Below are 26,483 nucleotides of genomic sequence, written 5' to 3' on the forward strand. Positions count from 1 at the left end.
CCCACCGTATCTCAGGAGACCGCCATGAACCGACCTCTGAACCTGGGCCGCCGCCTGCTGCTGGCCCTGCCGCTGGCGGCGGCCGGCTGTGCCGGCATCTCTGCCGCGCCAGCCCCGGTGCTGGTGGGCACCGAATGGCGGCTGGAGAGCCTGGGCGGGCGCGACGTGCCCGCCTCCAGCCAGGCCACGCTGAACTTCCCGGAATCCGGCCGGGTGGCCGGCAATGCCTCGTGCAACCGCTTCTTCGGCACCTACACCCAGACCGGCCAGAAGATCAGCTTCAGCCAGATGGGATCGACCCGCATGGCCTGCATCGGTCCGGCCGCCGAGCAGGAGGGGCGCTACCTCGCAGCCCTGCAAAAGGCCACCGGCTTCGAGATGGAAGGCGGTCGCCTGAGCATCCGCCTCTCGGGACAGGAACCACCGCTGCGGTTCAGCCGCGTGCGCTGAGTCCCCGCTCAGGCCGGGATGCGGGCCCTGAGCGACTCCAGCGCCAGGATGTCGAACGACAGGCTGGAACGGATCTGGTCCATGGGGGTGAGGATGGCCGGGCCGGCGCCACCGGTGGGGCGATCCGGGGAGACGCTGACGGGCCGCCACAACCACAAGGCCAGCAGCCGGGAACACCGGGGGCTCCTGTCCTGTTGCTTGGCAAACCGATCCAGGTTGTTCAGCGCGGTGCTCAGGTGTCCAGCCCGATCGAGCAGCGCGCCGATGGACTGGCGAGAGATGCCGGCGGCATCGTTCCACAGGTCGCGTTTGAACTGCGTGAGCGCCTCCAGGGCATCGGTCACGCTGCGGGCCAGCCCGGTCACCTCCTCGCCGGGCAGCCACAGGTCTTTCAGACCTTCATTCAGCGCGACGAGTTCATTCCCGTTGAACAACAGATGCGACGCGGTTCCAGACACCATCGAATACTGGTTTTCGACGCCGATCTGCGACCAGTTGGGCATGGGGTGGTCCTCGACAGGCTGCGGGTCCAGGTCCGGATCAGGGCTGCAACAGAGCAGACGGGACCAGCAGCACCGGCCGGTGGGGGCGGTGGCCGGCTGGCGTGTGACCTGGGCGCGCAGGCCCGGTTCGGCACCCGGTGGCGGGCCATGAAAGCCCACCGGGCCGACGCGATGGCCTGGCGGCGGTGGATCGTCCGAAGGGGTGGTCGGTCGCGGGGAAGGGCAGTGGGATGCGGTGATGGATTGCATGGTGGCTGTGTGTCACGGCCAACCGCCGTTCGATCCCGACATCTCACCGATCCATGCCGACACGCGTCCGACACCGACAGATCGGCGGAGGACCGTTCCACCGCAACCGTGTTCCCAAGAAGCACGTTCGTCTTCCTGTCGGGAGCCTCCATGCCCTCACCCCACGACACCTCGGCCCATCCACTGCGCTGGCCCACCCAGGCGGTGGTGCAGCTGCTGGAACTCAAGGCCAGGGCCCAGCTCATCCGTGAACTGGAAGGTGGGCGCAGCAAGCGTTTCATGCGGGCCCTGCTGGCGCTCGATGTGGAGCTGCATGCGGCCTACCACCTGCTGCACCGGCAGGCCATCCGGGTCGAACGGCCGGTGTCCGATGCCGAGGCCTACGGCCTGCTGGTGGTGCAGCTGGCCTCCATCTCGGCCTGGCTCAAGCTGCAGGTGTGAGGCCGGTGCCCAGCACGCCGCGCGTGAGCCGCAGCTGCCGGTCGCAACGCGCCGCCAGCGATTCATCGTGCGTGACCACCACAAAGGCCGTGCCCTGCTCACGGGCCAGCTGCACCATGAGCTCGAACACGCCGTCGGCGGTGCTGCGGTCCAGGTTGCCGGTGGGCTCGTCGGCCAGCACGCAGGCCGGCTGCGTGACCAGAGCCCGGGCGATGGCCACCCGCTGACGCTCGCCGCCCGACAGCTCGGCCGGCCGGTGCTGCAGGCGTTCACCCAGCCCCACGCGGGTGAGCATGGCGGCGGCACGCTGGGCAGCCTGGGTGCGGTCGCTGCGGCGGATCCACAAGGGCATGGCCACGTTGTCGACCGCACTGAACTCCGGCAGCAGGTGGTGGAACTGGTAGACGAAGCCCAGGTGGCGGTTGCGCAGCTCGCCCTGGCTCGCGGCGCCCAGCCCGGCCAGATCCTGGCCCATCAGGTTCACGCGGCCGCTGCTGGGCGCATCCAGCCCGCCCAGCAGGTGCAGCAGGGTGCTCTTGCCGGAGCCCGAGGCACCGACGATGGCCACCGTCTCGCCGCGGCGCACCTGCAGGTCCACGCCCTGCAGCACGGTCACGTCCAGCCGGCCTTCGGTGAAGCGTTTGGTCAGGCCGGCGGCCTGCATCACCACATCATTCATAACGCAGGGCCTCGGCAGGGTTCACGCGGCTGGCGCGCCAGCTCGGGTAGAGGGTGGCCACAAAGGCCAGCGCCAGGGAAATCAGGCCCACCGGCACGATGTCGCCCTGCTGCGGATCGCTGGGCATGCGGCTGATGAGGTAGATGTCCTGCGGCAGGAAGCTGGCACCCAGCAGCCGCTCCAGCGCCGGCACCAGCGTGTCGATATTGAAGGCCACACCCAGGCCCAGCAGCAGCCCCACGCCGGTGCCGATGATGCCCACCATGGCACCCTGCACCACGAACACGCCCATGATGCTGCGCGGGCTGGCCCCCAGCGTGCGCAGGATGGCGATGTCGGCGCGCTTGTCGGTCACGGTCATGACCAGCGTGGACACCAGGTTGAAGGCCGCCACCGCCACGATGAGCGTGAGGATGATGAACATCATCCGCTTCTCCAGCTGCACGGCGGCAAACCAGGTGCGGTTCTGGCGCGTCCAGTCGCGCACCACCAGGCCCGGCGGCAGGCTGGCGGCCAGCTCCACCGCCACCTCGCGCGCGGCGTGCAGGTCGCGGATCTTCACGCGCACGCCGGTCGGGCCTTCCAGCCGGAAGATGCGGGCGGCATCGTCCTGGTGCAGCAGCGCCAGCGCGGAGTCGTATTCGAAATGGCCCGAGTTGAAGATGCCGACCACCGTCATGGTGCGCACCCGGGGCACGATGCCGGCGGGCGTGACCTGTCCGCTGGGCGAGATGAGCGTCACCGGATCGCCCTGCATCACCCCCAGGCTGCGCGCCAGCTCACCGCCCAGCACGATGCCGAACTCGCCGGGCACCAGACGCGGCAGCACGGTGGACGACAGATCGGCCGCCAGATCGGTGACCGAAGGCTCCAGCGCCGGGTCGATGCCGCGCACCAGCACGCCCTTCATGTCTTCGCCGCGCGCCACCAGGGCCTGAGCGCCCACGAAGGGCGCCGCACCCAGCACCGCAGGATGGCGGCCGATGGTCTGCAGCACGGCGGGCAGGTCGGCAATGCCCTGGCCATTGGCGTCCAGCACCTCGATGTGCGAGAGCACGCCCAGCATGCGGTCACGCACTTCCTTCTGGAAGCCGTTCATGACCGACAGCACGATGATCAGGGCAGCCACCCCGAGCGCGATGCCCAGCATGGACACGCCCGAGATGAAGGAGATGAATCCATTGCGCCGGGTGGCGCGGCCGGCGCGGGTGTAGCGCCAGCCCAGGATGAGTTCGTAGGGGATCTGCATAGGCTTGGGCGGGCATTGTGGCATCCCCGACAATCGCGGGATGCCTGACCCGTCCTTGGCCCCTGACACCGATCGCTGCCTGCTGGTTCCCTGGGCCAGCGCCCTGGACGCAGCAGCGCAGCAGGCCCTGAACGCGGCGCGCCTGCCCCGTCTGACCGAGCTGCTGGCTCGGCTGGCGGTGGTGCGCAGCCTCGGATCGGACGAATGGAGCTTCACCCCGCCGCACGAACGCGCCCTGGCCGATGCCATGGGCCTGACCGGCGACGACGGTGCCCTGCCCTGGGCCGCGCTGGACAGCGATCGGCCCGACGAGCCCCAGGCCTGGTTCCACCCGGTGCACTTTCAGGTGGGCATGGACCAGGTCGCACTGCAGCCGGCCACCTGGCTGGACGACACCCGCTCGCGCCAGCTCTTCGATGCGCTGGCGCCGCTGTGCCATGAGGACGGGGTGCAGCTGGCGTTCACCTCGGCCCACCGCTGGCGTGCCCGTGGCGAGCGGCTGGGCCAGCTCTCGTGCGCCAGCCTCGACCGGGTGTGGGGTCGCTCGGTGGCGCCCTGGCAGCCGCGAGGGCCCCAGGCCCCCTGGCTGCGCCGCCTGCAATCCGAGGCGCAGATGCTGTTCTACACACACCCGGCCAACGATGCGCTGGCTGCGGCCGGACTCGCGCCGGTCAATGGCTTCTGGGCCGACGCTGCAGGCGCCGTGACCGGCAGGCCTCGGGCAACGGCCCCGCGCGCATCGGATGACCTGCGCCCTGCGGCCCTGCAGGGCGACTGGTCGGCCTGGGTCCAGGCCTGGGAACGGCTGGACGCCACCGAGCTCGCCGGGCTGCTCGAACGCACCCGGCGCGGCGAATCGGTGCGGTTGATCCTGTGCGGCGAGCGACGCGCCATCGAACTCGCCCCCCGTCCCCGACACTGGCTCACCGGCTGGACCCGACACTTCCGCCGGGCCGAACACCCGGCCCACCTGCTCGCATCCCTATGAAGATCATCACCCGCGACGTGCCGCCCCGGGCCGCCTGGACCCTGGAGCAAAGCGGCATCCACCCCCTGCTGGCCCGGCTGTTCGCCGCGCGCGGCATTGCCAGCCCGGACGAACTCGACGACGCGCTGGGCAAGCTGCTGCCGCCCGAGTCGCTGACCGGCGCCCAGCAGGCCGCCGTGGCCCTGGCCGACGCCATGGCCGCCCACCAGCGGCTGTGCATCGTGGCCGATTACGACTGCGACGGCGCCACCGCCTGCGCCACCGCGCTGCGCGGGCTGCGCCTGCTGGGCGCCACCCAGGTGGACTACCTGGTGCCGGACCGCGTGGTGGACGGCTATGGCCTGACCGCCAGCATCGCCCGCCGCGTCAAGGAGCGCGGGGCCGACGTGCTGATCACCGTGGACAACGGCATCGCCAGCGTGGACGGCGTGCGGGCAGCGCGTGCCCTGGGTCTGGAGGTGATCGTCACCGACCACCACCTGCCGGCCCAGCAGGACGGGCAGATCGTGTTGCCGCAGGACTGCATCATCGTCAACCCCAACCAGCCCGGCTGCGGCTTTGCCAGCAAGAGCATGGCCGGCGTGGGCGTGATGTTCTACGTGCTGCTGGCCCTGCGCGCCGAGCTGCGCCGCCGCGGCGTGTTCGACGCCGCCAGCCAGCCCCGCATCGACACCCTGCTGCCGCTGGTGGCGCTGGGCACGGTGGCCGACGTGGTCAAGCTCGATGCCAACAACCGCCGCCTCGTCTCACAAGGGCTGCGGCGGGTGCGGTCCGGCGCCATGCCGCCGGGCATGGCCGCCCTGTTTGCGGTGGCGGGGCGGCAGGCGTCGGCCGCGACCAGCTTCGATTTCGGGTTTGCGCTGGGTCCCCGCCTCAATGCGGCCGGACGCCTGGCCGACATGACCCTGGGCATCGAATGCCTGTGCACCGACGACGCGGCCCGCGCCGACGAACTCGCCCGCACGCTGGACGGCATCAACCGCGACCGCAAGGTGATCGAGGGCGACATGCGCGAGATGGCCATGGAGATCGCCGAATCCATGTTCGACGAATCGGACACGCCGCCGCCCGCGGTGGTGGTGTTCGACCCCGACTTCCACGAAGGCGTGGTGGGCATCGTGGCCTCGCGCCTGAAGGACCGGCTGCACCGGCCGACCTTCGTGTTCGCCGTGAGTGGCGCCGAGGGCAAGGAACACGAGCTCAAAGGCTCGGGCCGCTCCATTCCCGGCTTCCACCTGCGCGATGCGCTGGATCTGGTGGCCAAACGCCACCCGGGTGTGCTGCTGCGCTTCGGGGGCCATGCCATGGCCGCCGGCTGCACGGTGGACGCCGACCACATCGACACCTTCGAGGCGGCCCTGCAGCAGGTCGCCCATGAATGGCTGGATGCCGCCACGCTGCAACGGCGCATCGAGGCCGACGGCACGCTGGACCCGGCGTTCCGCCGGCCCGAGACGGTGGACACGCTGCACGCGGTGGTGTGGGGCCAGGGCTTTGCGCCGCCGGTGTTCTGCGAGGAGGTGCAGGTGGTCAGCCAGCGCCTGGTGGGCGAGAAGCACCTGGCACTCAAGCTCAAGCACCAGGGCGAGCCGGTGGACGGCATCTGGTTCGGTCACACCGATCCGTTGCCGGAGCGGGTGAAGATCGCCTTCCGCCTGGACGCGGACGAGTGGCAGGGCCAGCGACGGGTGCGCTTCCTGCTGGAGGCCGCCGAGGTCTGAAGCCCCGGGGCCTGCCGCAGCGGGCTCAGCCCATCAGCGATTCGCGCACCGCCGCCAGCTGCCGGCGCGACACGGCCAGCCGCTCTTCCACGCCGTCCAGGCGCACGGTCCAGCCTTCGCCCTCGGTGGGGTCGTTGTGCTTTTCCACGGCCCGCACCGCGCGGCGCGAGACCAGGGCGTTGCGGTGGATGCGCACGAACATGTGCGAGTAGCGGGACTCCAGATCGCTCAGGGCGCCGTCGTAGATGTGTTCCTTCTCGCGGGTGCGCACCGTGATGTATTTCAGCTCGGCCTTGAGGTAGACGACGTCCTGCAGGGCCACCCGCTCGCTGCGACCGCGCTCCTGGATGATCAGGCACTCGGGCATGGCGCTGTCGGTGCCGTCCTTGGGGGCGCGCAGCTTCTCCACCTTCTGCAGGGCCTGCTGCAGGCGCTCGCGGCGCACCGGCTTGGTCAGGTAGTCGGCCGCCTCCAGTTCGAAGGCCTGCACGGCGTGTTCGGCATAGGCGGTGACGAACACCACCGTGGGCGGGGCCGTCATCTGGCGCAGGGTGGATGCCAGCGCCATGCCGTCCACACCCGGCATGTGGATGTCCAGCAGGACCAGATCGATGTGCCCACGCTGGATCTGCTCCATGGCCTGCACCGCATTGCCGGCCTCGCCCAGCACGTCGACACGGGGGTCGGTGCACTCACCCAGCAGGGTGCGCAGCCGGGACCGGGCGAGGGTTTCGTCGTCAACGATCAATACCTTGAGTGTCATGTTCTGCTCCGTCGTGCGGCCCGCAGGCCGGTTATACCGGTATCTCCAGGCGGACCTGGAACACGCCGTCGACCAGCGCGCTCTGGAACCGTCCCTGAACGTCGTGCAGCAGCGCCAGGCGCTGGCGCACGTTGTCCAGTGCCAGCCCGTTGCCGCGCTTGCCCGTACCACCGGGCACGGTATTGGTAACCTTGATCACCACAATGCTCCCGCGCCGATGCGTGCTGATGCGCACCGTCGCCCCGGTGGGACTGGGCTCCACCCCGTGCTTGACCGCGTTTTCCACCAGAGGCTGCAGGATGAGCGGTGGCAGGCGGGCGCCGAGCGACGTCTCGTCCACGCTCCATTCCACCCGCAGCCGCTCGCCGAAACGCACCTGCTCGATGGCCAGGTAGTGCTCGGCCAGCGACAGCTCCTGGCGCAGGGTGACCGCCTCCTTGGTGTCGGCCAGGGCATGGCGGAACAGCTCGCTGAGGTTCTCCAGCAGGTCTTCGGCCAGGGCCGGTTCCTCGCGCACCAGGGCAATGGCGCTGTTGAGCGTGTTGAACAGGAAATGCGGGCGGATGCGCGCCTGCAGTTCGGCCAGCTGGGCCTTGGTGCCCGCCGGCATGCGGGCCCGCGCCCGCCAGATCAGCCCGGCCATGAGCACCAGCGACACCAGCGTGCCGGCGGCAGCACTGGCCCACCAGGGGCGGTGATCGACAAAGCCCAGCCACACCAGCAGCGCGCAGCCATACAGGCCGGACGCTGCGCCCAGGGCCGCACCCAGCATCCATTGCTGCCACTCCTGCAGGCGGGCCATGACGCGACGCAGGGCAAAGACCGACAGCAGCCAGATCAGCAGCGCCGGCAGGGCCGCACCGGTGATGACCGCCGCGTTGTACAGCCACGCCGCAAAGTGGGCGGAATGGAACATGACGGCCACCGCGACGATGGCCTGCACGAAGCAGACCGCCCGCAGCACCACACCGACCTGCACCGCGTCGAACACCTCGGCACGGGCGCGCAGGTGCTCGGGCATGCTGGCCAGCGGACGGGCCGCCGTGCTGCCGGGCAGCTCCTGGAAGGTCGATAAAATTCGAGAATCTTTCACGGGAGACGGTTCCTCCAGGGAATGCGCGGGCCACCGGCCCACCCGACAAGCCCACCCGACGGGCGCCACGGCGGCCCGGACTTCCCACCTCAGCCGCTGGCACGCCCCATGTCCACCAACCAATTCGACAAGAAATCCGAAGCCTGGTCCGCCCTGTTCTCCGAACCCATGAGCGACCTCGTCAAACGATACACCGCCAGCGTGTTCTTCGACAAACGCCTGTGGCAGGCCGATATCGCCGGGAGTCTGGCACACGCCGACATGCTGCACGCCGTGGGTATCCTCTCGGCCGCCGACCTGGCCGACATCCAGCGCGGCATGGCGCAGATCCGCAGCGAGATCGAATCCGGGGCCTTCGAATGGCAGCTCGACCTGGAAGACGTTCACCTCAACATCGAGGCCCGGCTGACCCGGCTGGTGGGCGATGCCGGCAAGCGCCTTCACACCGGGCGCAGCCGCAACGACCAGGTGGCCACCGACGTGCGCCTGTGGCTGCGCAGCGAGATCGACCTGATCGTCGGCCTGCTCAAGGAACTGCAGCAGGCGCTGGTGGACGTGGCCGACCGCCACGTGGAGGTGATCCTGCCGGGCTTCACCCACCTGCAGGTGGCCCAGCCGGTGAGCTTTGCCCACCACCTGCTGGCCTATGTGGAGATGTTCGCGCGCGATGCCGAACGGTTCGCCGACGTGCGCCGCCGCACCAACCGCCTGCCCCTGGGCAGTGCCGCGCTGGCCGGCACCACCTACCCGCTGGACCGCGAACGCGTGGCCCGCACCCTGGGCATGGTCGACGAACACGGTGTGCCGCAGGTGTGCCAGAACAGCCTGGACGGCGTGAGCGACCGCGACTTCGCCATCGAGTTCACCGCCGCTGCCTCGCTGTGCATGGTGCACATCAGCCGCCTGAGCGAAGAACTGATCCTGTGGATGAGCCAGAACTTCGGCTTCGTGAAGATCGCCGACCGCTTCACCACCGGCTCGTCCATCATGCCGCAGAAGAAGAACCCGGACGTGCCCGAGCTCGCGCGTGGCAAGACCGGCCGGGTGGTGGGCCACCTGATGGGCCTGATCACCCTCATGAAGGGCCAGCCGCTGGCCTACAACAAGGACAACCAGGAAGACAAGGAGCCGCTGTTCGACACGGTCGACACGCTCAAGGACACCTTGCGCATCTTTGCCGAGATGGTGGGCGGCCAGGTGAATCCGGCCACCGGCGCCAAGGAAGGCGGCATCACGGTGGACGCCCAGGCCATGGAAGCGGCGGCCCGCAAGGGCTACGCCACCGCCACCGACCTGGCGGACTACCTGGTGAAGAAGGGTCTGCCGTTCCGCGATGCGCACGAGACCGTGGCCCACGCGGTCAAGGCCGCGACCAGCCGGGGTTGCGACCTGTCGGAGCTGCCGCTGGCCGCACTGCAGGGCTTTCACCCGGCCATCGAGCAGGACGTCTACCAGTGCCTGAGCCTGCGCGGTTCGCTGGATGCCCGCAACACCCTGGGCGGCACCGCGCCGGCCCAGGTGCGCCATCAGATCGCCCGCCACCGCCAGCGGCTGGCCTGAGCGATCACATCGGCCCCAGGAAGTCGGCCAGGCGGGCGGCGCTGCGATCGGCGGCCTCCGGGTGCCGGTGCAGCCAGGGCATCACCGGGCCGGTGCAGCCCTCCACCACCAGATGCGACACCCGGCGCGGATGCACGCTGCGCAGGATGGCCTCGACCGGCGTGGCCGGCTCGACACGCTCCACACGCCGGCTCGGCAGCGGCACCGGCAGGTCTTCGCCGGTGATGACCATCACATGCCCCAGAAAGCCCTTGACGAACCCCAGCAGGCTGGACCGGTTCCAGCGCAGCGGGGGGCCGTTGAGCACCACGGACAACGGGCGTGAGCCCGCCTCGTCCGGGTACAGACAGGGATCGACAAAGACCATCCGGTGGATGGTCTGCACATGCGACTGCGCCAGCCGCAGACCCGCCATGGCACCCACGTCGACCGCCAGCATCGCCAGCAGCCCGGGGCGCAGCCGCTCGCCGAAACGCAGGGCCTCGCGGGCATTGGCGTCCAGACTGGCGTGGGCGGCAGCGCCGCCAGTGGCCTCGCCGTGGCCGGAAAGGTTCATGGCCAGGCTGCCCAGGCCGCGCCGCTGCAGGCCATACAGCAGCGGGTTGAGCTGGGTGTAATCGGCGCCGGCCCCGTGCACCGCCACCAGGCGAGGGCGCACCATGCTGCGGGCGGGCAGCCCCAGGACGCGGGCTTCCAGGAAGCGGACACCGAAGCGCTCGCGCACAAAGCGGGCCGGGCCGGGTGGATCCGCCGGGTGCTGCCACCGGGACCGGATCAGCGATTGGGTCGAAATGTTCATGGCCGAACAGTCTAGGCAGGGGCCATTCGTGCGATTTTGATGAACGCACAACGATTCAGTGATGAACAACGCCAGTTATCACCATGCTCTATCACTCAGGGCTCAGCAGGCGGTCTCCAGCCGTTCACGCACAAAATTTCAACAGCCGGGAACCCGGTTTCACAAACGGTCACTGTCCGGCCTGACTACCATGCGGGCAGACGGAACCCGCCCCGGGCTCCCACCGACCCCGACCTCTGGAGACAACATGACCGTGATCACCACCGTGGAAGACCTGCGCGTGCTGGCGCAAAAGCGCGTGCCCCGCATGTTCTACGACTACGCCGATTCCGGCTCCTGGACCGAAGGCACCTACCGCGCCAACAACGAGGATTTCCAGAAGATCAAGCTGCGCCAGCGGGTGGCCGTGAACATGGAGAACCGCAGCACCCGCACCACCATGGTGGGCGTGGACACCGCCATGCCGGTGGCCATCGCCCCCACCGGCCTGACCGGCATGCAGCACGCCGACGGCGAGATCCTGGCGGCGCGCGCAGCGAAGAAGTTCGGCATTCCGTTCACCCTGTCCACCATGAGCATCTGCTCCATCGAGGATGTGGCCGAACACGCCGGGCGCGGCTTCTGGTTCCAGCTGTACGTGATGAAGGACCGCGCCTTCATCGAGCGCCTGATCGACCGGGCCAAGGCCGCCGGCTGCGGCGCCCTGGTGCTCACGCTGGACCTGCAGATCCTGGGCCAGCGCCACAAGGACCTCAAGAACGGCCTGTCCGCACCGCCCAAGCTGACCCTCAAGAACATGATCAACATCGCCAGCAAGCCGCGCTGGGCGCTGGGCATGCTGGGCACCAAGCGCCGGCAGTTCGGCAACATCGTGGGCCATGTGAGCGGTGTGGGCGACATGGGCAGCCTGAGCGAATGGACCGCCAAGCAGTTCGACCCGGCGCTCAACTGGGGCGACGTGGAGTGGATCAAGCAGCGCTGGGGCGGCAAGCTCATCCTCAAGGGCATCCAGGACGTGGAAGACGCCAGGCTGGCCGCCGATTCCGGTGCCGATGCGCTGATCGTCAGCAACCACGGCGGGCGCCAGCTCGACGGGGCGCAGAGCAGCATCGAGGCCCTGCCGGGCATCGTGGATGCCGTGGGCCAGCGCATCGAGATCCACATGGACGGCGGCATCCGCAGCGGCCAGGACGTGCTGAAAGCCCGTGCCCTGGGCGCACGCGGCGTGTACATCGGCCGCCCCATGCTCTACGGCCTGGGCGCCATGGGCGAGGCCGGCGTGACCAAGTGCCTGCAGATCCTGCACAAGGAGCTGGACATCACCATGGCCTTCTGCGGCCACACCAACATCGAGACGGTGGACCAGTCCATCCTGCTGCCGGGCACCTTCCCCACGGCCTGAGGCCCTTCGTGCGTCTGGCTATCCTCGGGGGGTGAGCCCCGATACCCCCCGTCGCATTGCGCACCTCGACATGGACGCGTTCTACGCGTCGGTCGAGCTGCTGCGCTACCCGCAGCTGCGCGGGCTGCCGGTGGTGATCGGGGGCGGGCGGCGCCGGGTCGATGACCTGCTGGCGCGGCTGCGCCAGACCTACCCCGACCGGGAATGGGGTCCACACACGCTGGACCGCATCCCGGTCGACTTCTTTCCACGCCTGAAGGACTATGCCGGCCGCGGCGTGGCCACCACCGCCACCTACGAAGCACGCCAGTCGGGCGTGGGCTCGGCCATGGGGCTGATGAAGGCCGCCGCCCTGTGCCCGGAGGCCATCCTGCTGCCGGTCGACTTTGACGAGGTGCGGCGCATCTCGCGGCTGTTCAAGGCCACCATCACCGAGATCGCGCCGGTGATGGAGGACCGGGGGGTGGACGAGGTCTACATCGACTTCACCCACGTGCCGGGCGGCCAGCGCGAAGGCGGGCGCGTGCTGGCGCGGCTGATCCAGAAAAGCATCCACCAGGCCACCGGCCTGACCTGCTCCATCGGCGTGGCGCCGAACAAGCTGATCGCCAAAATGGCCAGCGAATTCAACAAGCCGGCGGGCATCAGCATCGTCATGCCGGACGACCTGCAGCGGCTGATCTGGCCCCTGCCCTGCCGCAAGATCAATGGCGTGGGGCCCAAGGCCGACGAGAAGCTCAAGGCCCACGGCATCCACACCATCGGCGAGCTGGCCGCGCGCGAACGCGACTGGCTGGTGGCCACCTTCGGCCGCAGCTACGGCGCCTGGCTGCACGACGCCGCCTGGGGCCGCGACGACCGCCCGGTGGTGACCGAGAGCGAGCCCGTCAGCATGAGCCGCGAGACCACTTTCGAGCGCGACCTGCATGCTGCGCGCGACCGGGCCGAGCTGGGTGCCATCTTCACGCGGCTGTGCGAGCAGGTGGCGGCCGACCTGCAGCGCAAGGGCTACGTGGGCCGCACCATCGGCATCAAGCTGACCTACACCGACTTCAGCAAGGTCACCCGCGACCTGACCATCGAGCAGGCCACGGCCGATGCCGCCACCATCCGCCGGGCCGCCGGGCAGTGCCTCAAGCGGGTGGATCTGACGCGGCGCATCCGGCTGCTGGGCGTGCGGGTGGGCAAGCTGTCGCGCCCGGGCGAGGCGCCGGTACCGGCGGCGGCCGAGCCCGCGACCGGCTGGCTGTTCTGAACCGGCGCCGGCGGGCCGACCCCGCATGGCAGTCGGGTGGCTCCCATCGGTGATTGACGGAACCTGACTCGATTCTTACAGTCGACCCATACCCCACCGGGAGCCCGCCATGCCGACCCGACTCACCCTGGCCGAACTGCACCGCATCCGCCTGTGGCATCTGGCCCATCGGCGTGAGCAACCCCTGGAAGGCCACCTGTGGGATGGCGTGCTCACGCTGTGGATCATGGGCTGGATGGGCTGGATGCCGGCACTGATGGTCCAGGCCGTGTGGGCCGTGCCCCTGTGCCTGCTGGGCATGTCGCTGCCAGGCTTTTATGTGCGCTGGCGGCACCGGGCCCATGTGCAGCAGCGTCTCAGGTGCGACTGGCTGCCCCCGGGTCGCTGAGCAGAATGGCCCGCATGAACACCCTGACCTGCTTTCACCTCTCCATCGGCGCCGACCACGTGGCGCACCTGGTGCTCGACCGGCCCGAGGCCATGAACACCATGCACCCGACCTTCTGGCGCGAGCTCGACGAGGTGCTGGCGGAACTGCACCGCGAGGGCACCGCCCGCGCCCTGGTCATCAGCAGCACCGGCAAGCACTTCAGCGCCGGCATGGCGCTGGAGACCTTTGCCGGCGCCATCGAGATGGACGACCAGAGCCCGGAGGGTCGGGCCGCCATCTTCGACCTGCTCACCGACATGCAGGCCACCTTCACCCGGCTGGAGAACCTGCGGTGCCCGGTGATCTTTGCCATCCAGGGCGGCTGCATCGGCGGCGCGGTGGACATGGTCACGGCCGGCTGCATCCGCTACGCCAGCGCCGACGCCTTCTTCTGCATCCAGGAAATCAACATCGGCATGGTGGCCGACGTGGGCACCCTGCAGCGCCTGCCCAAGCTGATGCCGCTGGCGGTGGTGAAGGAACTGGCCTACACCGGCCGCCGGCTGGGCGCGGCCCGGGCGCAGGCGCTGGGCCTGGTGAACGAGGTGTTCGACAGCCACCAGGCCACGGTGGACGCCGCGCTGCAGTGCGCCCGAGAGATCGCATCCAAGCCGCCGGTGGCCATCTGGGGCACCAAGCAGGCGGTGCACTACGCGCGCGACCACAGCGTGGAAGACAGTCTGCGCCAGATGGGCTGGCTGCAGGGCGCCATCTGGAGCAATGCCCATGTGCGCGAGGCCATCGGCGCCATGAAGGACAAGCGCTCGGCGAACTTCACGCCGCTGACGGTGCTCAAGGGTTTCAGCGAACAGGGCTGATCCGTCGGAGTTTGAATCCAGTGCGGTGGTGATCTGCGTATGGCAGGTATCGGGCATGCATGCCCGGTGCCGGCGGGGGCTTTCCCGACCAGCCACACGGAGACACCATGACGACTGCGCCATTCCCATTCCGATCCCCATCCGGCCGGGCCCTCGCCCTGGCCCTGCTGGCCACGCTCTCGACCGGAGCCGCCCTGGCCGACACCGGCAAGCTGGTGCTCACCGGCGGCGTCAGCACCGTGGAAGGCCCGGCCGGCGGCGGGCTCACCCCCTGGGCCGTGATCGGCACCCAGGCCACCCAGGGCGAGAAGGGCGTGTCCATCCACACCAGCCGTGCAGTGACCGATGACTACGCCCTCAACGCCTACGGCGCTGCCGTGGCCATCGACGACCGCTTCGAGCTGTCACTCGCCCGCCAGGACTTCCGCACCGGCATCACCGGCTCTGCCCTGGGTCTGCCGGGCCTGCACCTCAAGCAGGACATCCTGGGCGCCAAGGTCCGCGTGGCGGGCGATGCCGTGCTCGACAGCGACAGCCTCATGCCGCAGATCGCGGTGGGCGTGCAGTTCAAGCACCTGGGCTCCACCGGGCTGGACGGCACCTTGCAGGCCCTGGGGGCCAAGCGCAGCGGTGCGGATGTGTATGTGAGCGCCACCAAGCTGTTCCTGGCCCAGGGCATCCTGGTCAACGGCACGCTGCGCGCCACCAAGGCCAACCAGGGCGGCCTGCTGGGCTTTGGCGCCACCCTGGGCGGTGCCGACAACCGTTACGAGCTGCACCCCGAGATCTCGGTGGCCTACCTGGTGCGCCGCGACCTGGCGGTGGGCGTGGAATACCGCAGCATGCCCAACAAGCTGCAGACCGCCGGCCGCGCGGCGGGCCTGGGCGAAGGCCTGCGCGCCGGTGACTGGAAGGACATCTTCATTGCCTGGGCCCCCAGCAAGAACGTCTCGCTGACCGCAGCCTATGTCGACCTCGGGACCATCGTCCCGGCCACCACCAACCAGCGCAAGCAGCGCGGTGTGTACGTCTCGGCGCAGTTCGCCTTCTGATCCCATCCCACAGGACATCCCCATGAAAACCTTGATGGCATCGTTTGCCCTGACCCTCTCCGCGCTGGCTGCAGGCACCTGCCTGGCCCAGACCGCCGCCGCCCGCCCCGCACCGTCGGACGCCAGCGCCTATCCCGTCGCTCCTGCACCCGGCCTGTACCAGGCCTTCGGCGAACAGCAGGGCCTGCGCACGCTGATGGACGACTTCGTGAAGCGGCTCAAGGCCGACGCCCGCATCGGCGACCAGTTCCGCGACACCAACGCCGACGCCCTGGCCCAGTCGCTCACGCTGCAGCTGTGCCAGCTCTCCGGCGGACCCTGCACCTACAAGGGTCCCGACATGAAGCTGGCCCACCGCAACATGGACATCACCAAGGCGCATTTCAATGCGCTGGTGGAAGTCCTGCAGGACAGCATGAACGCACGCGGCATCCCGTTCGCGCGGCAGAACCAGATGCTGGCGCTGCTCGCTCCCATGTACCGCGACGTGATCACCCGGCCATGAAGACCTTCTGCAAGACCGGGCTGCTGGCGCTGTGTCTTTCGGCGTCGGCCTGGGCCGGCACGGTTCAGGTCACTGTGCTGGCCCGCGATGGCCAGCCGCTGACCGATGCGGTGGTGCGGGTGGAGCCGACCGGACACACGCCGGTGGCCCCGGCGCCGGTGCAGGTGCAGGTGCGCCAGGAAGGGCTGGCTTTCGTGCCGGCACTCACCGTGGTGCCGGCAGGGTCGACCGTGGAGTTCGTGAACCTGGACCGGTTCGAACACCATGTGCGCGGCACCATGGGGCAGGCGCTGCAGACCGCCTCCAGCACCGGAGGGTTCGAGCTGCGGCTGGGCGGCCGGGTCGAAGGCAGACCGGCACCCGCCGCCAAGGAACTGCTGGCGCAGGCCGGGCCGATCCAGCTGGGGTGCCATCTGCACGGCTCGATGCGCGGCGCCATCTACGTCACCGATTCGGCCTGGGTGGCCCGCACCGACGCGCAGGGACGCATCACGCTGGAGAACGTGCCGGAAGGCCCGGCCGTGGTTCGCGTGTGGCACCCGGACCAGCTGCTGGACGCACCGCCACGATCGGTGACGGTGACGCCGGTCACGGCATTGCAGCTGGACACCCCGATCCAGCCCCGGCGCAGGCGGTGAAAGCACGGGTCGGGGATCACGCCTTCTCCAGCAACAATCCGGGCATGAACTCCGACCCCGACATGCACCTGCTGTCCCTGATCGATCGTGTCGCAGCGCGTGACCAAGCCGCCTTGCGGCAGCTCTACGACGCCACCGCCTCCAAGCTCTACGGTCTGGCGCTGCGGGTGGTGGGCAAGCCCGAATGGGCCGAAGACTGCCTGCAGGACACCTTCCTGCAGGTCTGGCGCTCGGCCGGCGACTACCGCGCCAGCCTGAGCCCGCCCATGGCCTGGCTGGGCATGATGGTGCGCAGCCGCTCGCTCGATCTGCTGCGCCGGGCGCAGGCCCAGCGCCAGTCGCAGACCGACGACATCGACGACCACCTGGCCGACACGCTGGCCGGCGACGCACCGGACCCCTCGGACACCACCCTGGCCAGCCAGCAAGCCTGGGCGCTGCACCAATGCCTGGGGCAACTGAACCACCAGCAGCGCGAGGTGATCACCCTGGCCTACCTGCGCGACCTGAGCCACACCGAGCTCGCCACCCAGCTCGGCCTGCCGCTGGGCACCGTCAAGACCTGGATCCGCCGCGGTCTGGACCAGCTGCGCCAGTGCATGGCCCGCTGGCACTGAGGAGAAGCCCATGAACATCGCACAACACCCCGAGCTGCTGGACCGACTGGCGGCCGCATGGGCACTGGGCACCCTCAAGGGAGGGGCGCGCCGGCGCTTCGAGCAGGCAGCGCGCGAACACCCGACGGTGCGCGCTGCCGCCCTGCTCTGGCAGGAACGCATGACCGGCATGACCGAACTGCAGCCCGCCGTACAACCCGCCGCCCACGTCTGGACGCGCATCGACAACCTGGTACAGGCAGAGCAAGCCGTGCGGACTGCTCGAACCGCACGGGCCGATGCGCCCCGGGCGCGTGGATGGCTGGCAGGCTGGTGGCCCGGACTCGGGCTGGCTGGCGCGCTGGCCACCGTCGCGGCCGTCGGTGTGGCCTTGCAGCTCAACAGCCAGCTCGGTCAGACGCAGGTCGAGCTTCAGGCCCGCAGCGAGGCCCTGGTCACCCAGGCCAGCCTGAATGCCCAGCTGCAGCAGCAACTGGCCGCCATGCCGCGTGCCGACTACGTGGCCGTGCTCAACGACAGCCAGGCGGGCGCGGCGGTGCTGGTCACGTTCGATCCGCAGCGGCGCCAGCTCCACCTGCAGCGCGTGGGCAGCTTCCAGGAAGCCGAAGACCGGTCGCTGCAGCTCTGGGCCCTGCCGCCGGGCAGCGGACCGAAGTCGCTCGGTGTGCTCAGCCGCGAACGGTTGCTGCAACTGGCCGCCGACCCCGCCGCGGTGCAGGGCGTGCCCACCCTGGCCATCAGCCTGGAGCCGCGCGGTGGTGTGCCGGAGGCAGTCGGTCCGACCGGGCCGGTGCTGTTCAAGGGAGCGCTGATCCAGCGCCAGATCTGACCCGGCTGAGGCAACTGGGGCCTGCCAGCAAGGGTCAGGCCGCCAGGGCCTGCACCGCCTGGTGGTGGGTGAGGAAGACCCGCCCGCTCAGGTGCTGCAGAAAATCGGTCCGCTGCAGCCGGTCCATGACCGGGCCTTTGACTTCCGACAGGTGCAGCGCCATGCCGGCCTGGCGCAGGCGCTGGTCGATGGCCTCCAGGCTTTCCAGTGCGCTGGCATCGATGTGGTTGATGGCCGAGCACTGCAGCACCACGTGGCGCAGCGCGGGGCGCGAGGCCACGGCGTCGTTGATGCGGTCTTCCAGCGCGCGGGCATTGGCAAAGAACAGGCTTTCGTCCACCCGCAGGCCCAGCACGGCGGGGTCCACCTCCACGGTGTGGCGCTGCACGTTGCGGTAGTGCTCGGTGCCGGGCACGCGGCCCACCTCGGCCATGTGCGGGCGGCTGCTGCGGTGCAGGTAGAGCGCCAGCGACACGGCCACACCGGTCACCAGCCCGGCCTCCACGCCCGCACCCAAGGTCACCAGCAAGGTGGCCAGCACCGCGGCAAAGTCGGCCCGTGAATACACCCAGGTGCGGCGCAGCACCGACAGGTCCACCAGCGACAACACCGCCACCACGATGGTGGCCGCCAGCGTGGCCTGCGGCAGGTGGAACAACGCCGGCGTGAGGAACAGCGACACCAGCAGGATGCCGCCAGCCGTGAAGACACCGGCCGCGGGGGTCTGCGCACCGGCATCGGCATTCACCACCGATCTCGCAAAGCCCCCGGTGACCGGCAGGCCACCGGTGAAGGCCGAGGCCAGGTTGCTGCCGCCCAGGGCGATGAGCTCCTGGTCGGGCTCGATGCGTTCGCGGCGGCGTGCGGCCAGCGTCTGGCCCACCGACACCGATTCCACAAAACCCACCACGCTGATGAGCAGCGCCGGCACCAGCAGCGACTGCCAGAGCGACAGATCCCACGACGGAGCCGACAACGGCGGCAGGCCCTGCGGCACGGTGCCGACCACGCGCAGGCCCTGGCCCTGCCAGTCCAGTGCCCAGGACAACGCGGTGGTGACCGCAATCGCTGCCGCCGGGCCGGCCTTGGCCAGGCCGTCGGCCCAGCGCGGGGACAGGCCCTGGCGCAACAACAGCGGCTTGAGGTGCTGGCGCGACCACACAAGGAACCCCAGCGTGGCCACGCCCACCGCCAGCGTGAGGCCATGCAAATGACCCAGCTGCGAGACCAGCGAGGGCAGCAGCTCCAGCAGCGTCTGGCCTTCGGCCTTCACGCCCAGCAGGGTCTTCAGCTGGCTGGCCGCGATCAGCAGGCCCGATGCCGCAATGAAGCCGGCGATCACCGGGTGGCTGAGGAATTGCGCCAGAAAACCCAGCCGCAGCACGCCCATCAGCAGCAGCATGAGGCCGGAGAGGAACGCCAGCGTGAGGGCCACGGCCCACCAGGCATGGGTGCCGGCCTGCGCATGGGGCGCAATGGCCGCCGCCGTCATGAGCGAGACCACCGCCACCGGGCCCACGGCGAGCACGCGGCTGGAGCCGAACACCGCGTACACCAGCAAGGGCGCCACGCTGGCATACAGCCCGGCTTCGGGCGGCAGGCCGGCCAGCAGGGCGTAGGCCAGGCTCTGCGGGATGAGCATGACGGTGACGATGAGCGCGGCCAGCGCGTCACCGCCGAAGGCCTGCCGGTCGTACCGGCGTCCCCATTGCAGGATGGGGAAGAACGGCAGGGCCCTGTTGAGCATGGCGGGGCTTCCGGGCTCAGCGGGTGGCCGGTGCGGCCGGGCGACCCAGGCGTTCGGCCAGCTCGAACACCGCCATGCCGGCCAGCATGGCCAGCACAAAGACCAGCGCCTTGGGCTCGCCAGCGGCCATGGACACCACGCCCGGGCCCGGGCAGAAGCCGGCCAGGCCCCAGCCGGCGCCGAAGGTCAGGCTGCCCAGCACCAGGCGGCGGTCGATGTGGGTGGCCTTGGGCAGGTGCATGGCGCCGCCCAGCACGGCCGTGGTGCGGCGACGGGCCAGCGCGTAGGCGAAGAAGCCCACGGCGATGGCACCGCCCATGACGAAGGCCAGCGACGGGTCCCAGACACCGGCCAGGTCCAGGAAGCCCTGCACCTTGCCCGGGTCGGTCATGCCCGAGAGGATCAGGCCCAGGCCGAACAGCAGGCCGATCAGGAATTCAGAAATACGGTTCATGGGGCGGTTCATGGCAGGTCCTTTCAGAAGACGTGGCGGATCAGGAAGACCACCAGGAAGCCGGCGGCCATGAAGGCCAGCGTGGCCACCAACGAACGCGGTGACAGGCGCGAGAGCCCGCACACGCCGTGGCCGCTGGTGCAGCCCGAGCCGTAGCGGGTGCCCACGCCCACCAGCAGGCCGGCCAGCACCACCAGGCCGTAGCCGGCATCGATGCGGGGCGCCTTCAGGAAGCCCTCGGGCGCCAGCAGGCCGGCCACCAGGGGCGCGGCCAGCATGCCCAGCACGAAGCTCAGGCGCCAGCCCGTGTCGCCTTTTTTCGGGGCCAGCAGGCCACCCAGGATGCCGCTGATGCCCAGCACCCGGCCATTGAGCAGGATGAACAGCGCGGCGGCCACGCCGAGCAGCAGGCCGCCCGCCAACGAGGTCCAGGGCGTGAAGTGGGTCCAGTCGATGGTCATGGCTCAGGCCTCCTTGGGGCAGAACTGCTGATGAAGCACCTGCATCACGGCCAGCGCCTGCGGGCTGTCGATGCGGTAGTGGATGTGTTTGCCCTCGCGGCGCGTGGCCACCAGGGCTTCCTCGCGCAGCACGGTGAGCTGCTGCGACAGCGTGGGCTGGCGGATGCCCAGGCTCTCTTCGAGCTGGCCCACGCTCATCTCGCCTTCGGCGAGACGGCACAGGATGAGCAGGCGGTCCGGGTTGGACAGCACCTTGAGCAGGCGGCAGGCCTCGCCGGCGGCGGCCTGCATGTCGTCAACAGAGAGGGCAAGGGTGTTCATGCGGACAGGGCATTGACGCCACGCGGGATGCGTGGGATGGCGTCACTCTATCGATGAACAAAATATCTGTCAATATATTGTTATTGACTTATCCGAGGCCGCTGGCCTCCCGGCCCCGCCCTCACTGCCGGGCGGTGCGCACGTTGGCCGGCGGCTGCTGCGGGTGGCTGCTGCGCCAGGGGTTGATGTCCAGCCCGCCGCGGCGGGTGTAGCGGGCGTACACGGTCAGGCGGGCCGGCTTGCAGCGCTGCATCACGTCCATGTAGATGCGCTCCACGCACTGCTCGTGGAATTCGTTGTGGTTGCGGAAGCTCACGATGTAGCGCAGCAGGCCTTCCTGGTCGATCTGCGGGCCGCTGTAGCGGATCTGCACGCTGCCCCAGTCGGGCTGGCCGGTCACCAGGCAGTTGCTCTTGAGCAGGTGGCTGACCAGGGTTTCCTCCACCGGCTTCTCGTCGAGTGCCGCCTTGAGCAGCTCGGGCGCGGGCTGGCCGTGGGTGCACTCCACATCGAGCCGGTCGAGGTTGACGCCGTCGAGCTCCTGCACCGGCTCGCGGCCGAACTGCTCCGGCAGCACCAGCCGCACGCCGGCCGATGCCTGCATCGGCCCGCCCTGCCACAACGCCGCGCTGATGTCGCGCCGGATGGTGTCGCGCACCGCGTCGGCCGATTCGAAAGGCGTGTTGTTGAAGCTGTTGAGGTAGAGCTTGAACGACTTGCTCTCCACGATGTGCGTGCTCTCGCACGGCACCGTGATGTGGGCAATGGCCACCTGCGGCTTGCCGCGCAGGTTGAGCCAGCTGAGCTCGAAGGCGGTCCAGAGGTCGCAGCCCATGAACGGGATGGCGCCGGTGATGCCGATCTCCTGCCGCTTGGGGGCGCGCGGCAGCGGGAACAGCAGCGTGGGGTCGTAGCGGTCGGCGTAGGTGCTGACCTTGCCCAGCTGGGACTGCTCGGGCGTGGGAAGGGAGGGGTCGAGGGTCATGTGAATTCGCGTTCGCGCAGCCACTTGGTGGCCACCCATTTTTCGCCCTCGATCACCGGGGCGCCGCCATGCAGCGTGCGGGTGGACGGGTGCGGGCGGTCGTAGCTGAAGAACACCGCATTGCCGCGCACCGGCGCCACCTGCAGCCCCACGTCGGGGAAGGTGGTGGCGCCACCGCGCGCGGGCTCGTTGAGGTACATCACCAGCGTGGCCAGGCGCTGGCCGCCCCGGCGCAGGATGGTGGGCGTGCCGGGCTCGTCGGGGTCGAAGTAGTCGTAGTGTGGCTTGTACTCGGCACCGGGCCGGTAGTGCAGCACCTGGATGCCCTCGCCGTGCGACACCGGCCACCGGCACAGGCGCGCAATGCGCTCTTCGAGGGCCGTCACCTCGGGCGTCTGGCCGCGCTGGAAGAACATGCCGCTGCTGGTGCGGTCGGCGTTCACCTCCTCGCCACCGGTGCGCGTTTCCACGGTGCGCGAGCGGGCCAGCGCAGGGCGGGCCGATTCGATCAGCGCGTCGCATTCGCGGCCGGACAGCAGGTTGCCCAGCACCACCACCTGCGGGTGGTTCAGGCTCACCACGATGTCGACCCAGCGGTCGCCGGCATCCACGCGCAGCGGCGAGCCGGTGAGGTCGATGGCGGGCAGGCGGCTGGCGGGCGTGGTGGCGGTGACGGCATGGACGGCGGCCACCGGCGGCTCGGCCGGCAGCGTGGCCAGCACGCTGGCCAGGGCCTGGCGCGCCACCGCCTCGTCCCAGCCGGAGGCCAGCATGGCGGCCACCACCTCGGGCTCGTCGAAGCCGGCGCGCAGCTGGGCCACCAGCCATTCGCGCAGTTCGGGGGTGACGGGCTGCGTCAGCACGGGCGGGGTCCGGTTCAGGCCCTGGCCTCGCGGCGGAACACCAGGCGGTCGGGCTCGGAGGCCGCCGGCACGAAGCGGTAGCCCTCCAGATCGAAGCCCTGCAGCTGCTCGGGCTGGCTGGCCCGGTGTGTCACGGCCCAGCGCACCATCAGGCCGCGCGCGCGCTTGGCCATGAAGCTGATCACCTTGTAGCCGTCGCCCTTGCGCTCCTCGAACACGCAGGTCACCACGCGCGGCACCAGGGCCTTGCGGTCCACGGCCTTGAAGTACTCCTCGCTGGCCAGGTTGATGACCACCGGGGTGCGGTCGGCGGCGGCGCGCTCGTTCAGGTAACGGGCTATGCGGTCGCCCCAGTACTGGTAGAGGTTGCTGCCGCGCTCGGTCTTGAGGCGGGTGCCCATCTCCAGCCGGTAGGGCTGCATCCAGTCCAGCGGGCGCAGCACGCCATACAGGCCGCTCAGGATGCACAGGTGCTCCTGCAGCCATTGCAGGTCGGCCTCGGGCAGGGAGCGGGCGTCCAGACCGCCATACACGTCGCCGTCGAAGGCCAGCACCGCCTGGCGCGAATTGCTGGCGGTGAAGCGGGGTTGCCAGGCCTGGTAACGCGCCACGTTCAGGCCGGCCAGCGGGTCCGACAGGTCCATCAGGCTGGCGATCTCCTGCGGCGACTTCTCGCGCAGCACGCCGATCAACGCCTGGGCTTCCTTCACGAACAGCGGCTGGGTGTGGGTGGTGACACCCAGCGGGGTGTCGTAGTCGAGGGCCTTGGCCGGCGAGATCAGGAACAGCATGGCAACGGTGGGGGGTAAGCGGGGTTGCACCGATTATCGCGAAGGGCGTTTGCCCGAGGCCCGGGTCCTGCCATCCGGGCCCGATCAGGAATTTCGATTTGGTGAATGCGTTACGCAATGGTAAATTCCAGCATCTGCCGCCAGGAGACCTCCATGCACACCGCCAGCCTGCCCCCACCGGCCCCCATCCAGCAGCTGCACCACTACGCCTACCGCGCCCGCGACGCGGAAGAAACCCGCCAGTTCTACGAAGACATCCTGGGCCTGCCGCTCTACCACATCATCCAGAGCGACTTCGTGCCCAGCACCGGCGAGTACTGCCCCTACACCCACTTCTTCTTCCGCCTGCAGGACGGCTCCTTCATCGCCTTCTTCGACCTCGGCGACGACCAGGCGGCCGAACCCAGCCCCAACACACCCAAGTGGGTCAACCACATCAGCTTCCGGGTGAACACGGTGGAAGAACTCGAAGCCACCAAGACCCGGCTGCAGGCGCACGGCGTGGAGGTGCTGGGGGTGACCGACCACCACATCTTCAAGAGCATCTATTTCTTCGACCCCAACGGCATCCGGCTCGAACTCACCGCGCAGCTGGCCGACGAGTTCCAGATGCTCACCGAGAGCAAGACCGCCCACGCCCGCCTGGCCGAATGGAACGCCCGCAAGGAGCAGTGGCGCCGCGAACGCGCCGCCGGCCAGGCCACCGCCCCGCTCAAGCCGCAGCAAAACGACCGGCCCGAAGTGGCCGCCCGCGCCCAGGGCTGAGGACCCCGCCATGAGCTACCGCGACCCGGCCCACACCAACGGCTACGAGTTCACCCAGGGCAGCGGCTACACCCTGCCCGAATACCCCTTCGTGCCGCCGCCCGAACTGCAGGGCGCATCCCCCGGGCGCTACGCGGTGGTGATCGTGGGCGCAGGCATCACCGGCCTCACCCTGGCCTGCTCGCTGGCCCGCCTGGGCGTGGCCGCCGTGGTGCTGGACGAGGACAACACCGTGGGCGTGAAGGGTGCGTCATCGCGCGGCATCTGCTACACGCAGAAGTCGCTGGAGATCTTCGACCGCCTGGGCATCTACGAACGCATCGCCGCCAAGGGCGTGCAGTGGAGCGTGGGCCGCACCTTTGCCGGCGAGCACGAGGTCTACAGCTTCGACCTGCGCCAGCAGGGCGGCTTCGGCCTGAGCGCGCAGCCGCCCTTCATCAACATCCAGCAGTTCTACATCGAAGGCTTTCTGGTCGAGCGCATCCAGGAGCTCGGTCATGTCGACCTGCGCTGGCGCAACCGGCTCACCGGCTTTCAGCAGCACGCCGACCACGCGGTGCTGACGGTGGAAACGCCCGACGGCGCCTACACGCTGCAGGCCAGCCATGTGGTGGACGCCACCGGATCCCACAGCCCGCTGCGCCGCTGGCTGGACGTGCCCTTCACCGGCAAGCGCGGTGACGACCGCTGGTGCATTGCCGACGTGCGCTTCACCACCCGCCCGCCGCAGGAGCGCCACACCTGGATCGAAGCGCCCTTCAACGACAACCGCGCCGTGTGGCAGCACCTGATGGCCGACGACGTGTGGCGCATCGACTACCAGATGGCCCCCGACAGCGACGCCGCCCACGTGAGCCGCGAGGACGTGGTGCGCGAGCGCCTGGCCCGCCAGTTCGGCCCCGACACGCAGGTGGAGGTGGTGTGGGTCGGCCCCTACGCCTACCGCAACGAATGCGTGCACGCCATGCGCCACGGCCGGGTGTTCTTCATGGGCGACTCGGCCAAGATCGTCAGCCCCTTCGGGGCGCGCGGTGGCAACACCGGCGTGGCCGATGCCGACAACCTGGCCTGGAAGCTGGCCCTGGTGCTGCAGGGCCGCGCCAGCCCCGCCCTGCTGGAGAGCTTCAACGACGAACGCCTGGAAGCCGCGCAGGAGAACGTGCGCGTGACCAGCCGCACCGCCCGCTTCCTGCGGCCGGCCGACGGCATCGAGCGCACCTTCCGCAGCGCCGCCATCGGCCTGGCCCGCGACCATGCCTTTGCGCGTCCGCTGATCAACACCGGGCGCATGGCAGTGGCCAACCCCTACACCCGCTCCCGCTGCGTGCTGGGCGGGCCCGGCAGTGCCGCCGGCCGCTCCACCCAGAACGTGGCGCTGCAGTGGGCCAACGGCCAACCCGGCCAGCTGCACGACCTGCTGGACTGGGCCGGTGCCGACCTGCTGTTGCTGGTGTTCGGCCCGCAGCCGGCCGCCACGCTGCAACGCCTGCGCCGCCTGACCGGCCATGCCCCGCTGCGCACGGTGCAGGTGCTGGGCCCGCGCGAGGCGGGCGGCGCGGTGGAACAGGTGCACGATCCGAAGGGCCACCTGCGCGCCACCTGCATGCTCGACGGCGCCGCCCCGCCCGCCTGGGCCCTGGTGCGGCCCGACGGCTACCTGGCCGCCACCGGACAGCGCATCGACGGCTCGCTGGTGCAGGCGGTGGAACAGGCCCTGGGCCTGCGCGAACCGGTGACGTCAAGCCCCAAGAACAAGGCATCCGCATGAACCACCCTGCCCTGAGCCCGCTGGCGGCCACCCCGCAGTGGGAAGACGCCGACACCTTCTACGAGCAGCTGCTCGATGCCCACGCCGGCCTGAGCGCCGAGGCATCGGCCCTGCTCAATGCCCGCCTGATCCTGGTGCTGGCGCACCAGATCGGCCGGCGCGACGTGCTGGCCGCCTGCATCGAGGCGGCGCGCCTGCCGGGCTGAGGCTGCCCGAGTCCGGCCGCCCAGGGGAACACCGGGGGGCACCGTAAAATCGGGCGCTTACCCGAACACCACCGACGGCAT

General features: G+C 69.8%; 30 protein-coding genes. 17 read left to right on the forward strand and 13 right to left on the reverse strand.

Annotated features, from left to right (window positions below; genetic code table 11):
• The first annotated feature begins 24 nt into the window (after window positions 1-24).
• The gene (locus WD026_RS07885) at window positions 25-450 is read left to right on the forward strand and encodes an META domain-containing protein (protein WP_425723065.1); all 426 of its coding nucleotides are present in this window, start codon (window positions 25-27) and stop codon (window positions 448-450) included.
• Between the two features lie 8 nt (window positions 451-458).
• Here the strand turns inward: WD026_RS07885 and WD026_RS07890 are convergent, their stop codons facing one another.
• Window positions 459-1,202, reverse strand: a complete 744-nt coding sequence (locus tag WD026_RS07890; protein WP_425723066.1) for a hypothetical protein — start codon at window positions 1,200-1,202, stop codon at window positions 459-461.
• 150 nt (window positions 1,203-1,352) lie between these two features.
• Here WD026_RS07890 and WD026_RS07895 point away from each other — a divergent pair, with 150 nt between their 5' ends.
• Window positions 1,353-1,643 (forward strand): hypothetical protein, encoded by a 291-nt coding sequence (locus tag WD026_RS07895; RefSeq protein ID WP_425723067.1) that lies wholly within the window; start codon window positions 1,353-1,355, stop codon window positions 1,641-1,643.
• Here WD026_RS07895 and lolD read toward each other — a convergent pair.
• Entirely contained in the window at window positions 1,627-2,322 is a 696-nt protein-coding gene (gene lolD, locus WD026_RS07900) for a lipoprotein-releasing ABC transporter ATP-binding protein LolD (protein WP_425723068.1), read from the reverse strand. The two genes, WD026_RS07895 and lolD, sit on opposite strands and share 17 nt — an antisense overlap.
• Window positions 2,315-3,571 (reverse strand): lipoprotein-releasing ABC transporter permease subunit, encoded by a 1,257-nt coding sequence (locus WD026_RS07905; protein ID WP_425723069.1) that lies wholly within the window; start codon window positions 3,569-3,571, stop codon window positions 2,315-2,317. The genes lolD and WD026_RS07905 overlap by 8 nt, the downstream gene beginning before the upstream one ends.
• A gap of 40 nt (window positions 3,572-3,611) precedes the next feature.
• Between WD026_RS07905 and WD026_RS07910 the strand changes: the two genes are divergently transcribed.
• The gene (locus tag WD026_RS07910) at window positions 3,612-4,559 is read left to right on the forward strand and encodes a phosphoglycerate mutase (protein ID WP_425723070.1); all 948 of its coding nucleotides are present in this window, start codon (window positions 3,612-3,614) and stop codon (window positions 4,557-4,559) included.
• Window positions 4,556-6,280 carry a single-stranded-DNA-specific exonuclease RecJ gene (gene recJ, locus WD026_RS07915; protein WP_425723071.1) on the forward strand — a complete coding sequence of 575 codons (1,725 nt, stop codon included), beginning with the start codon at window positions 4,556-4,558 and terminating at the stop codon, window positions 6,278-6,280. The genes WD026_RS07910 and recJ overlap by 4 nt, the downstream gene beginning before the upstream one ends.
• Window positions 6,281-6,305: 25 nt before the next feature.
• On the opposite strand, the gene WD026_RS07920 is transcribed toward recJ, so the two are convergent.
• Together WD026_RS07920 and WD026_RS07925 are read right to left on the reverse strand one after the other, a co-directional pair.
• A complete protein-coding gene (locus WD026_RS07920; RefSeq protein WP_425723072.1) occupies window positions 6,306-7,043 on the reverse strand; it encodes a LytR/AlgR family response regulator transcription factor in 738 nt (245 codons plus the stop codon).
• A gap of 31 nt (window positions 7,044-7,074) precedes the next feature.
• Complete coding sequence (locus WD026_RS07925) at window positions 7,075-8,136, reverse strand: sensor histidine kinase (RefSeq protein WP_425723073.1); 1,062 nt, start codon at window positions 8,134-8,136, stop codon at window positions 7,075-7,077.
• Between the two features lie 108 nt (window positions 8,137-8,244).
• Between WD026_RS07925 and argH the strand changes: the two genes are divergently transcribed.
• A complete protein-coding gene (argH, locus tag WD026_RS07930; protein ID WP_425723074.1) occupies window positions 8,245-9,696 on the forward strand; it encodes an argininosuccinate lyase in 1,452 nt (483 codons plus the stop codon).
• Between the two features lie 4 nt (window positions 9,697-9,700).
• Here argH and WD026_RS07935 read toward each other — a convergent pair whose 3' ends face one another.
• On the reverse strand, window positions 9,701-10,495 hold the full coding sequence (locus WD026_RS07935; protein ID WP_425723075.1) for an alpha/beta hydrolase: 795 nt from the start codon (window positions 10,493-10,495) through the stop codon (window positions 9,701-9,703).
• A gap of 247 nt (window positions 10,496-10,742) precedes the next feature.
• On the opposite strand from WD026_RS07935, the gene WD026_RS07940 reads away from it, so the two are divergent.
• The 9 genes from WD026_RS07940 (at window position 10,743) to WD026_RS07980 (ending at window position 18,041) form a co-directional block, all read left to right on the forward strand.
• Window positions 10,743-11,897, forward strand: coding sequence for an alpha-hydroxy acid oxidase (locus WD026_RS07940; RefSeq protein ID WP_425723076.1), 1,155 nt, complete (start codon window positions 10,743-10,745; stop codon window positions 11,895-11,897).
• 70 nt (window positions 11,898-11,967) lie between these two features.
• A complete protein-coding gene (locus WD026_RS07945; protein ID WP_425723220.1) occupies window positions 11,968-13,152 on the forward strand; it encodes a Y-family DNA polymerase in 1,185 nt (394 codons plus the stop codon).
• 109 nt (window positions 13,153-13,261) lie between these two features.
• Window positions 13,262-13,540 carry a hypothetical protein gene (locus tag WD026_RS07950; protein WP_425723077.1) on the forward strand — a complete coding sequence of 93 codons (279 nt, stop codon included), beginning with the start codon at window positions 13,262-13,264 and terminating at the stop codon, window positions 13,538-13,540.
• 14 nt (window positions 13,541-13,554) lie between these two features.
• Window positions 13,555-14,400, forward strand: coding sequence for an enoyl-CoA hydratase-related protein (locus WD026_RS07955; RefSeq protein ID WP_425723078.1), 846 nt, complete (start codon window positions 13,555-13,557; stop codon window positions 14,398-14,400).
• A 107-nt stretch (window positions 14,401-14,507) separates the two neighbouring features.
• Entirely contained in the window at window positions 14,508-15,452 is a 945-nt protein-coding gene (locus tag WD026_RS07960; protein WP_425723079.1) for a DUF3034 family protein, read from the forward strand.
• 22 nt (window positions 15,453-15,474) lie between these two features.
• Entirely contained in the window at window positions 15,475-15,957 is a 483-nt protein-coding gene (locus tag WD026_RS07965; RefSeq protein ID WP_425723080.1) for a group I truncated hemoglobin, read from the forward strand.
• Window positions 15,954-16,595: a plastocyanin gene (locus WD026_RS07970; protein WP_425723081.1), complete on the forward strand. Its 642-nt coding sequence runs from the start codon at window positions 15,954-15,956 to the stop codon at window positions 16,593-16,595. Before WD026_RS07965 ends, WD026_RS07970 begins: the two co-directional genes overlap by 4 nt.
• Window positions 16,596-16,639: 44 nt before the next feature.
• The gene (locus WD026_RS07975) at window positions 16,640-17,212 is read left to right on the forward strand and encodes an RNA polymerase sigma factor (RefSeq protein WP_425723082.1); all 573 of its coding nucleotides are present in this window, start codon (window positions 16,640-16,642) and stop codon (window positions 17,210-17,212) included.
• Between the two features lie 10 nt (window positions 17,213-17,222).
• The gene (locus tag WD026_RS07980) at window positions 17,223-18,041 is read left to right on the forward strand and encodes an anti-sigma factor (protein ID WP_425723083.1); all 819 of its coding nucleotides are present in this window, start codon (window positions 17,223-17,225) and stop codon (window positions 18,039-18,041) included.
• Between the two features lie 34 nt (window positions 18,042-18,075).
• Here the strand turns inward: WD026_RS07980 and WD026_RS07985 are convergent, their stop codons facing one another.
• The 7 genes from WD026_RS07985 to yaaA form a co-directional block, all read right to left on the reverse strand.
• Window positions 18,076-19,788: a SulP family inorganic anion transporter gene (locus WD026_RS07985; RefSeq protein WP_425723084.1), complete on the reverse strand. Its 1,713-nt coding sequence runs from the start codon at window positions 19,786-19,788 to the stop codon at window positions 18,076-18,078.
• 16 nt (window positions 19,789-19,804) lie between these two features.
• Complete coding sequence (locus tag WD026_RS07990; protein ID WP_425723085.1) at window positions 19,805-20,242, reverse strand: DUF6691 family protein; 438 nt, start codon at window positions 20,240-20,242, stop codon at window positions 19,805-19,807.
• Window positions 20,243-20,265: 23 nt separating this feature from the next.
• Window positions 20,266-20,703: a YeeE/YedE family protein gene (locus WD026_RS07995; RefSeq protein WP_425723086.1), complete on the reverse strand. Its 438-nt coding sequence runs from the start codon at window positions 20,701-20,703 to the stop codon at window positions 20,266-20,268.
• 3 nt (window positions 20,704-20,706) lie between these two features.
• Entirely contained in the window at window positions 20,707-21,024 is a 318-nt protein-coding gene (locus WD026_RS08000) for an ArsR/SmtB family transcription factor (RefSeq protein WP_425723087.1), read from the reverse strand.
• 121 nt (window positions 21,025-21,145) lie between these two features.
• On the reverse strand, window positions 21,146-22,009 hold the full coding sequence (gene queF / locus WD026_RS08005; protein WP_425723088.1) for an NADPH-dependent 7-cyano-7-deazaguanine reductase QueF: 864 nt from the start codon (window positions 22,007-22,009) through the stop codon (window positions 21,146-21,148).
• Window positions 22,006-22,869, reverse strand: coding sequence for a 2OG-Fe(II) oxygenase (locus tag WD026_RS08010; protein WP_425723221.1), 864 nt, complete (start codon window positions 22,867-22,869; stop codon window positions 22,006-22,008). The genes queF and WD026_RS08010 overlap by 4 nt, the downstream gene beginning before the upstream one ends.
• 17 nt (window positions 22,870-22,886) lie before the next feature.
• Window positions 22,887-23,663 carry a peroxide stress protein YaaA gene (yaaA, locus tag WD026_RS08015; protein ID WP_425723089.1) on the reverse strand — a complete coding sequence of 259 codons (777 nt, stop codon included), beginning with the start codon at window positions 23,661-23,663 and terminating at the stop codon, window positions 22,887-22,889.
• A gap of 153 nt (window positions 23,664-23,816) precedes the next feature.
• On the opposite strand from yaaA, the gene WD026_RS08020 reads away from it, so the two are divergent.
• From WD026_RS08020 to WD026_RS08030, 3 genes are read left to right on the forward strand one after another with little or no spacing between them, the layout of a single operon-like run.
• Window positions 23,817-24,428: a VOC family protein gene (locus WD026_RS08020; RefSeq protein ID WP_425723090.1), complete on the forward strand. Its 612-nt coding sequence runs from the start codon at window positions 23,817-23,819 to the stop codon at window positions 24,426-24,428.
• Window positions 24,429-24,438: 10 nt separating this feature from the next.
• On the forward strand, window positions 24,439-26,196 hold the full coding sequence (locus WD026_RS08025) for an FAD-dependent oxidoreductase (RefSeq protein ID WP_425723091.1): 1,758 nt from the start codon (window positions 24,439-24,441) through the stop codon (window positions 26,194-26,196).
• The gene (locus tag WD026_RS08030; protein WP_425723092.1) at window positions 26,193-26,402 is read left to right on the forward strand and encodes a DUF2783 domain-containing protein; all 210 of its coding nucleotides are present in this window, start codon (window positions 26,193-26,195) and stop codon (window positions 26,400-26,402) included. The genes WD026_RS08025 and WD026_RS08030 overlap by 4 nt, the downstream gene beginning before the upstream one ends.
• Window positions 26,403-26,483 lie beyond the last annotated feature (81 nt).

This window comes from Hydrogenophaga sp. R2 (assembly GCF_049843595.1).
GTDB lineage: Bacteria > Pseudomonadota > Gammaproteobacteria > Burkholderiales > Burkholderiaceae_C > Hydrogenophaga.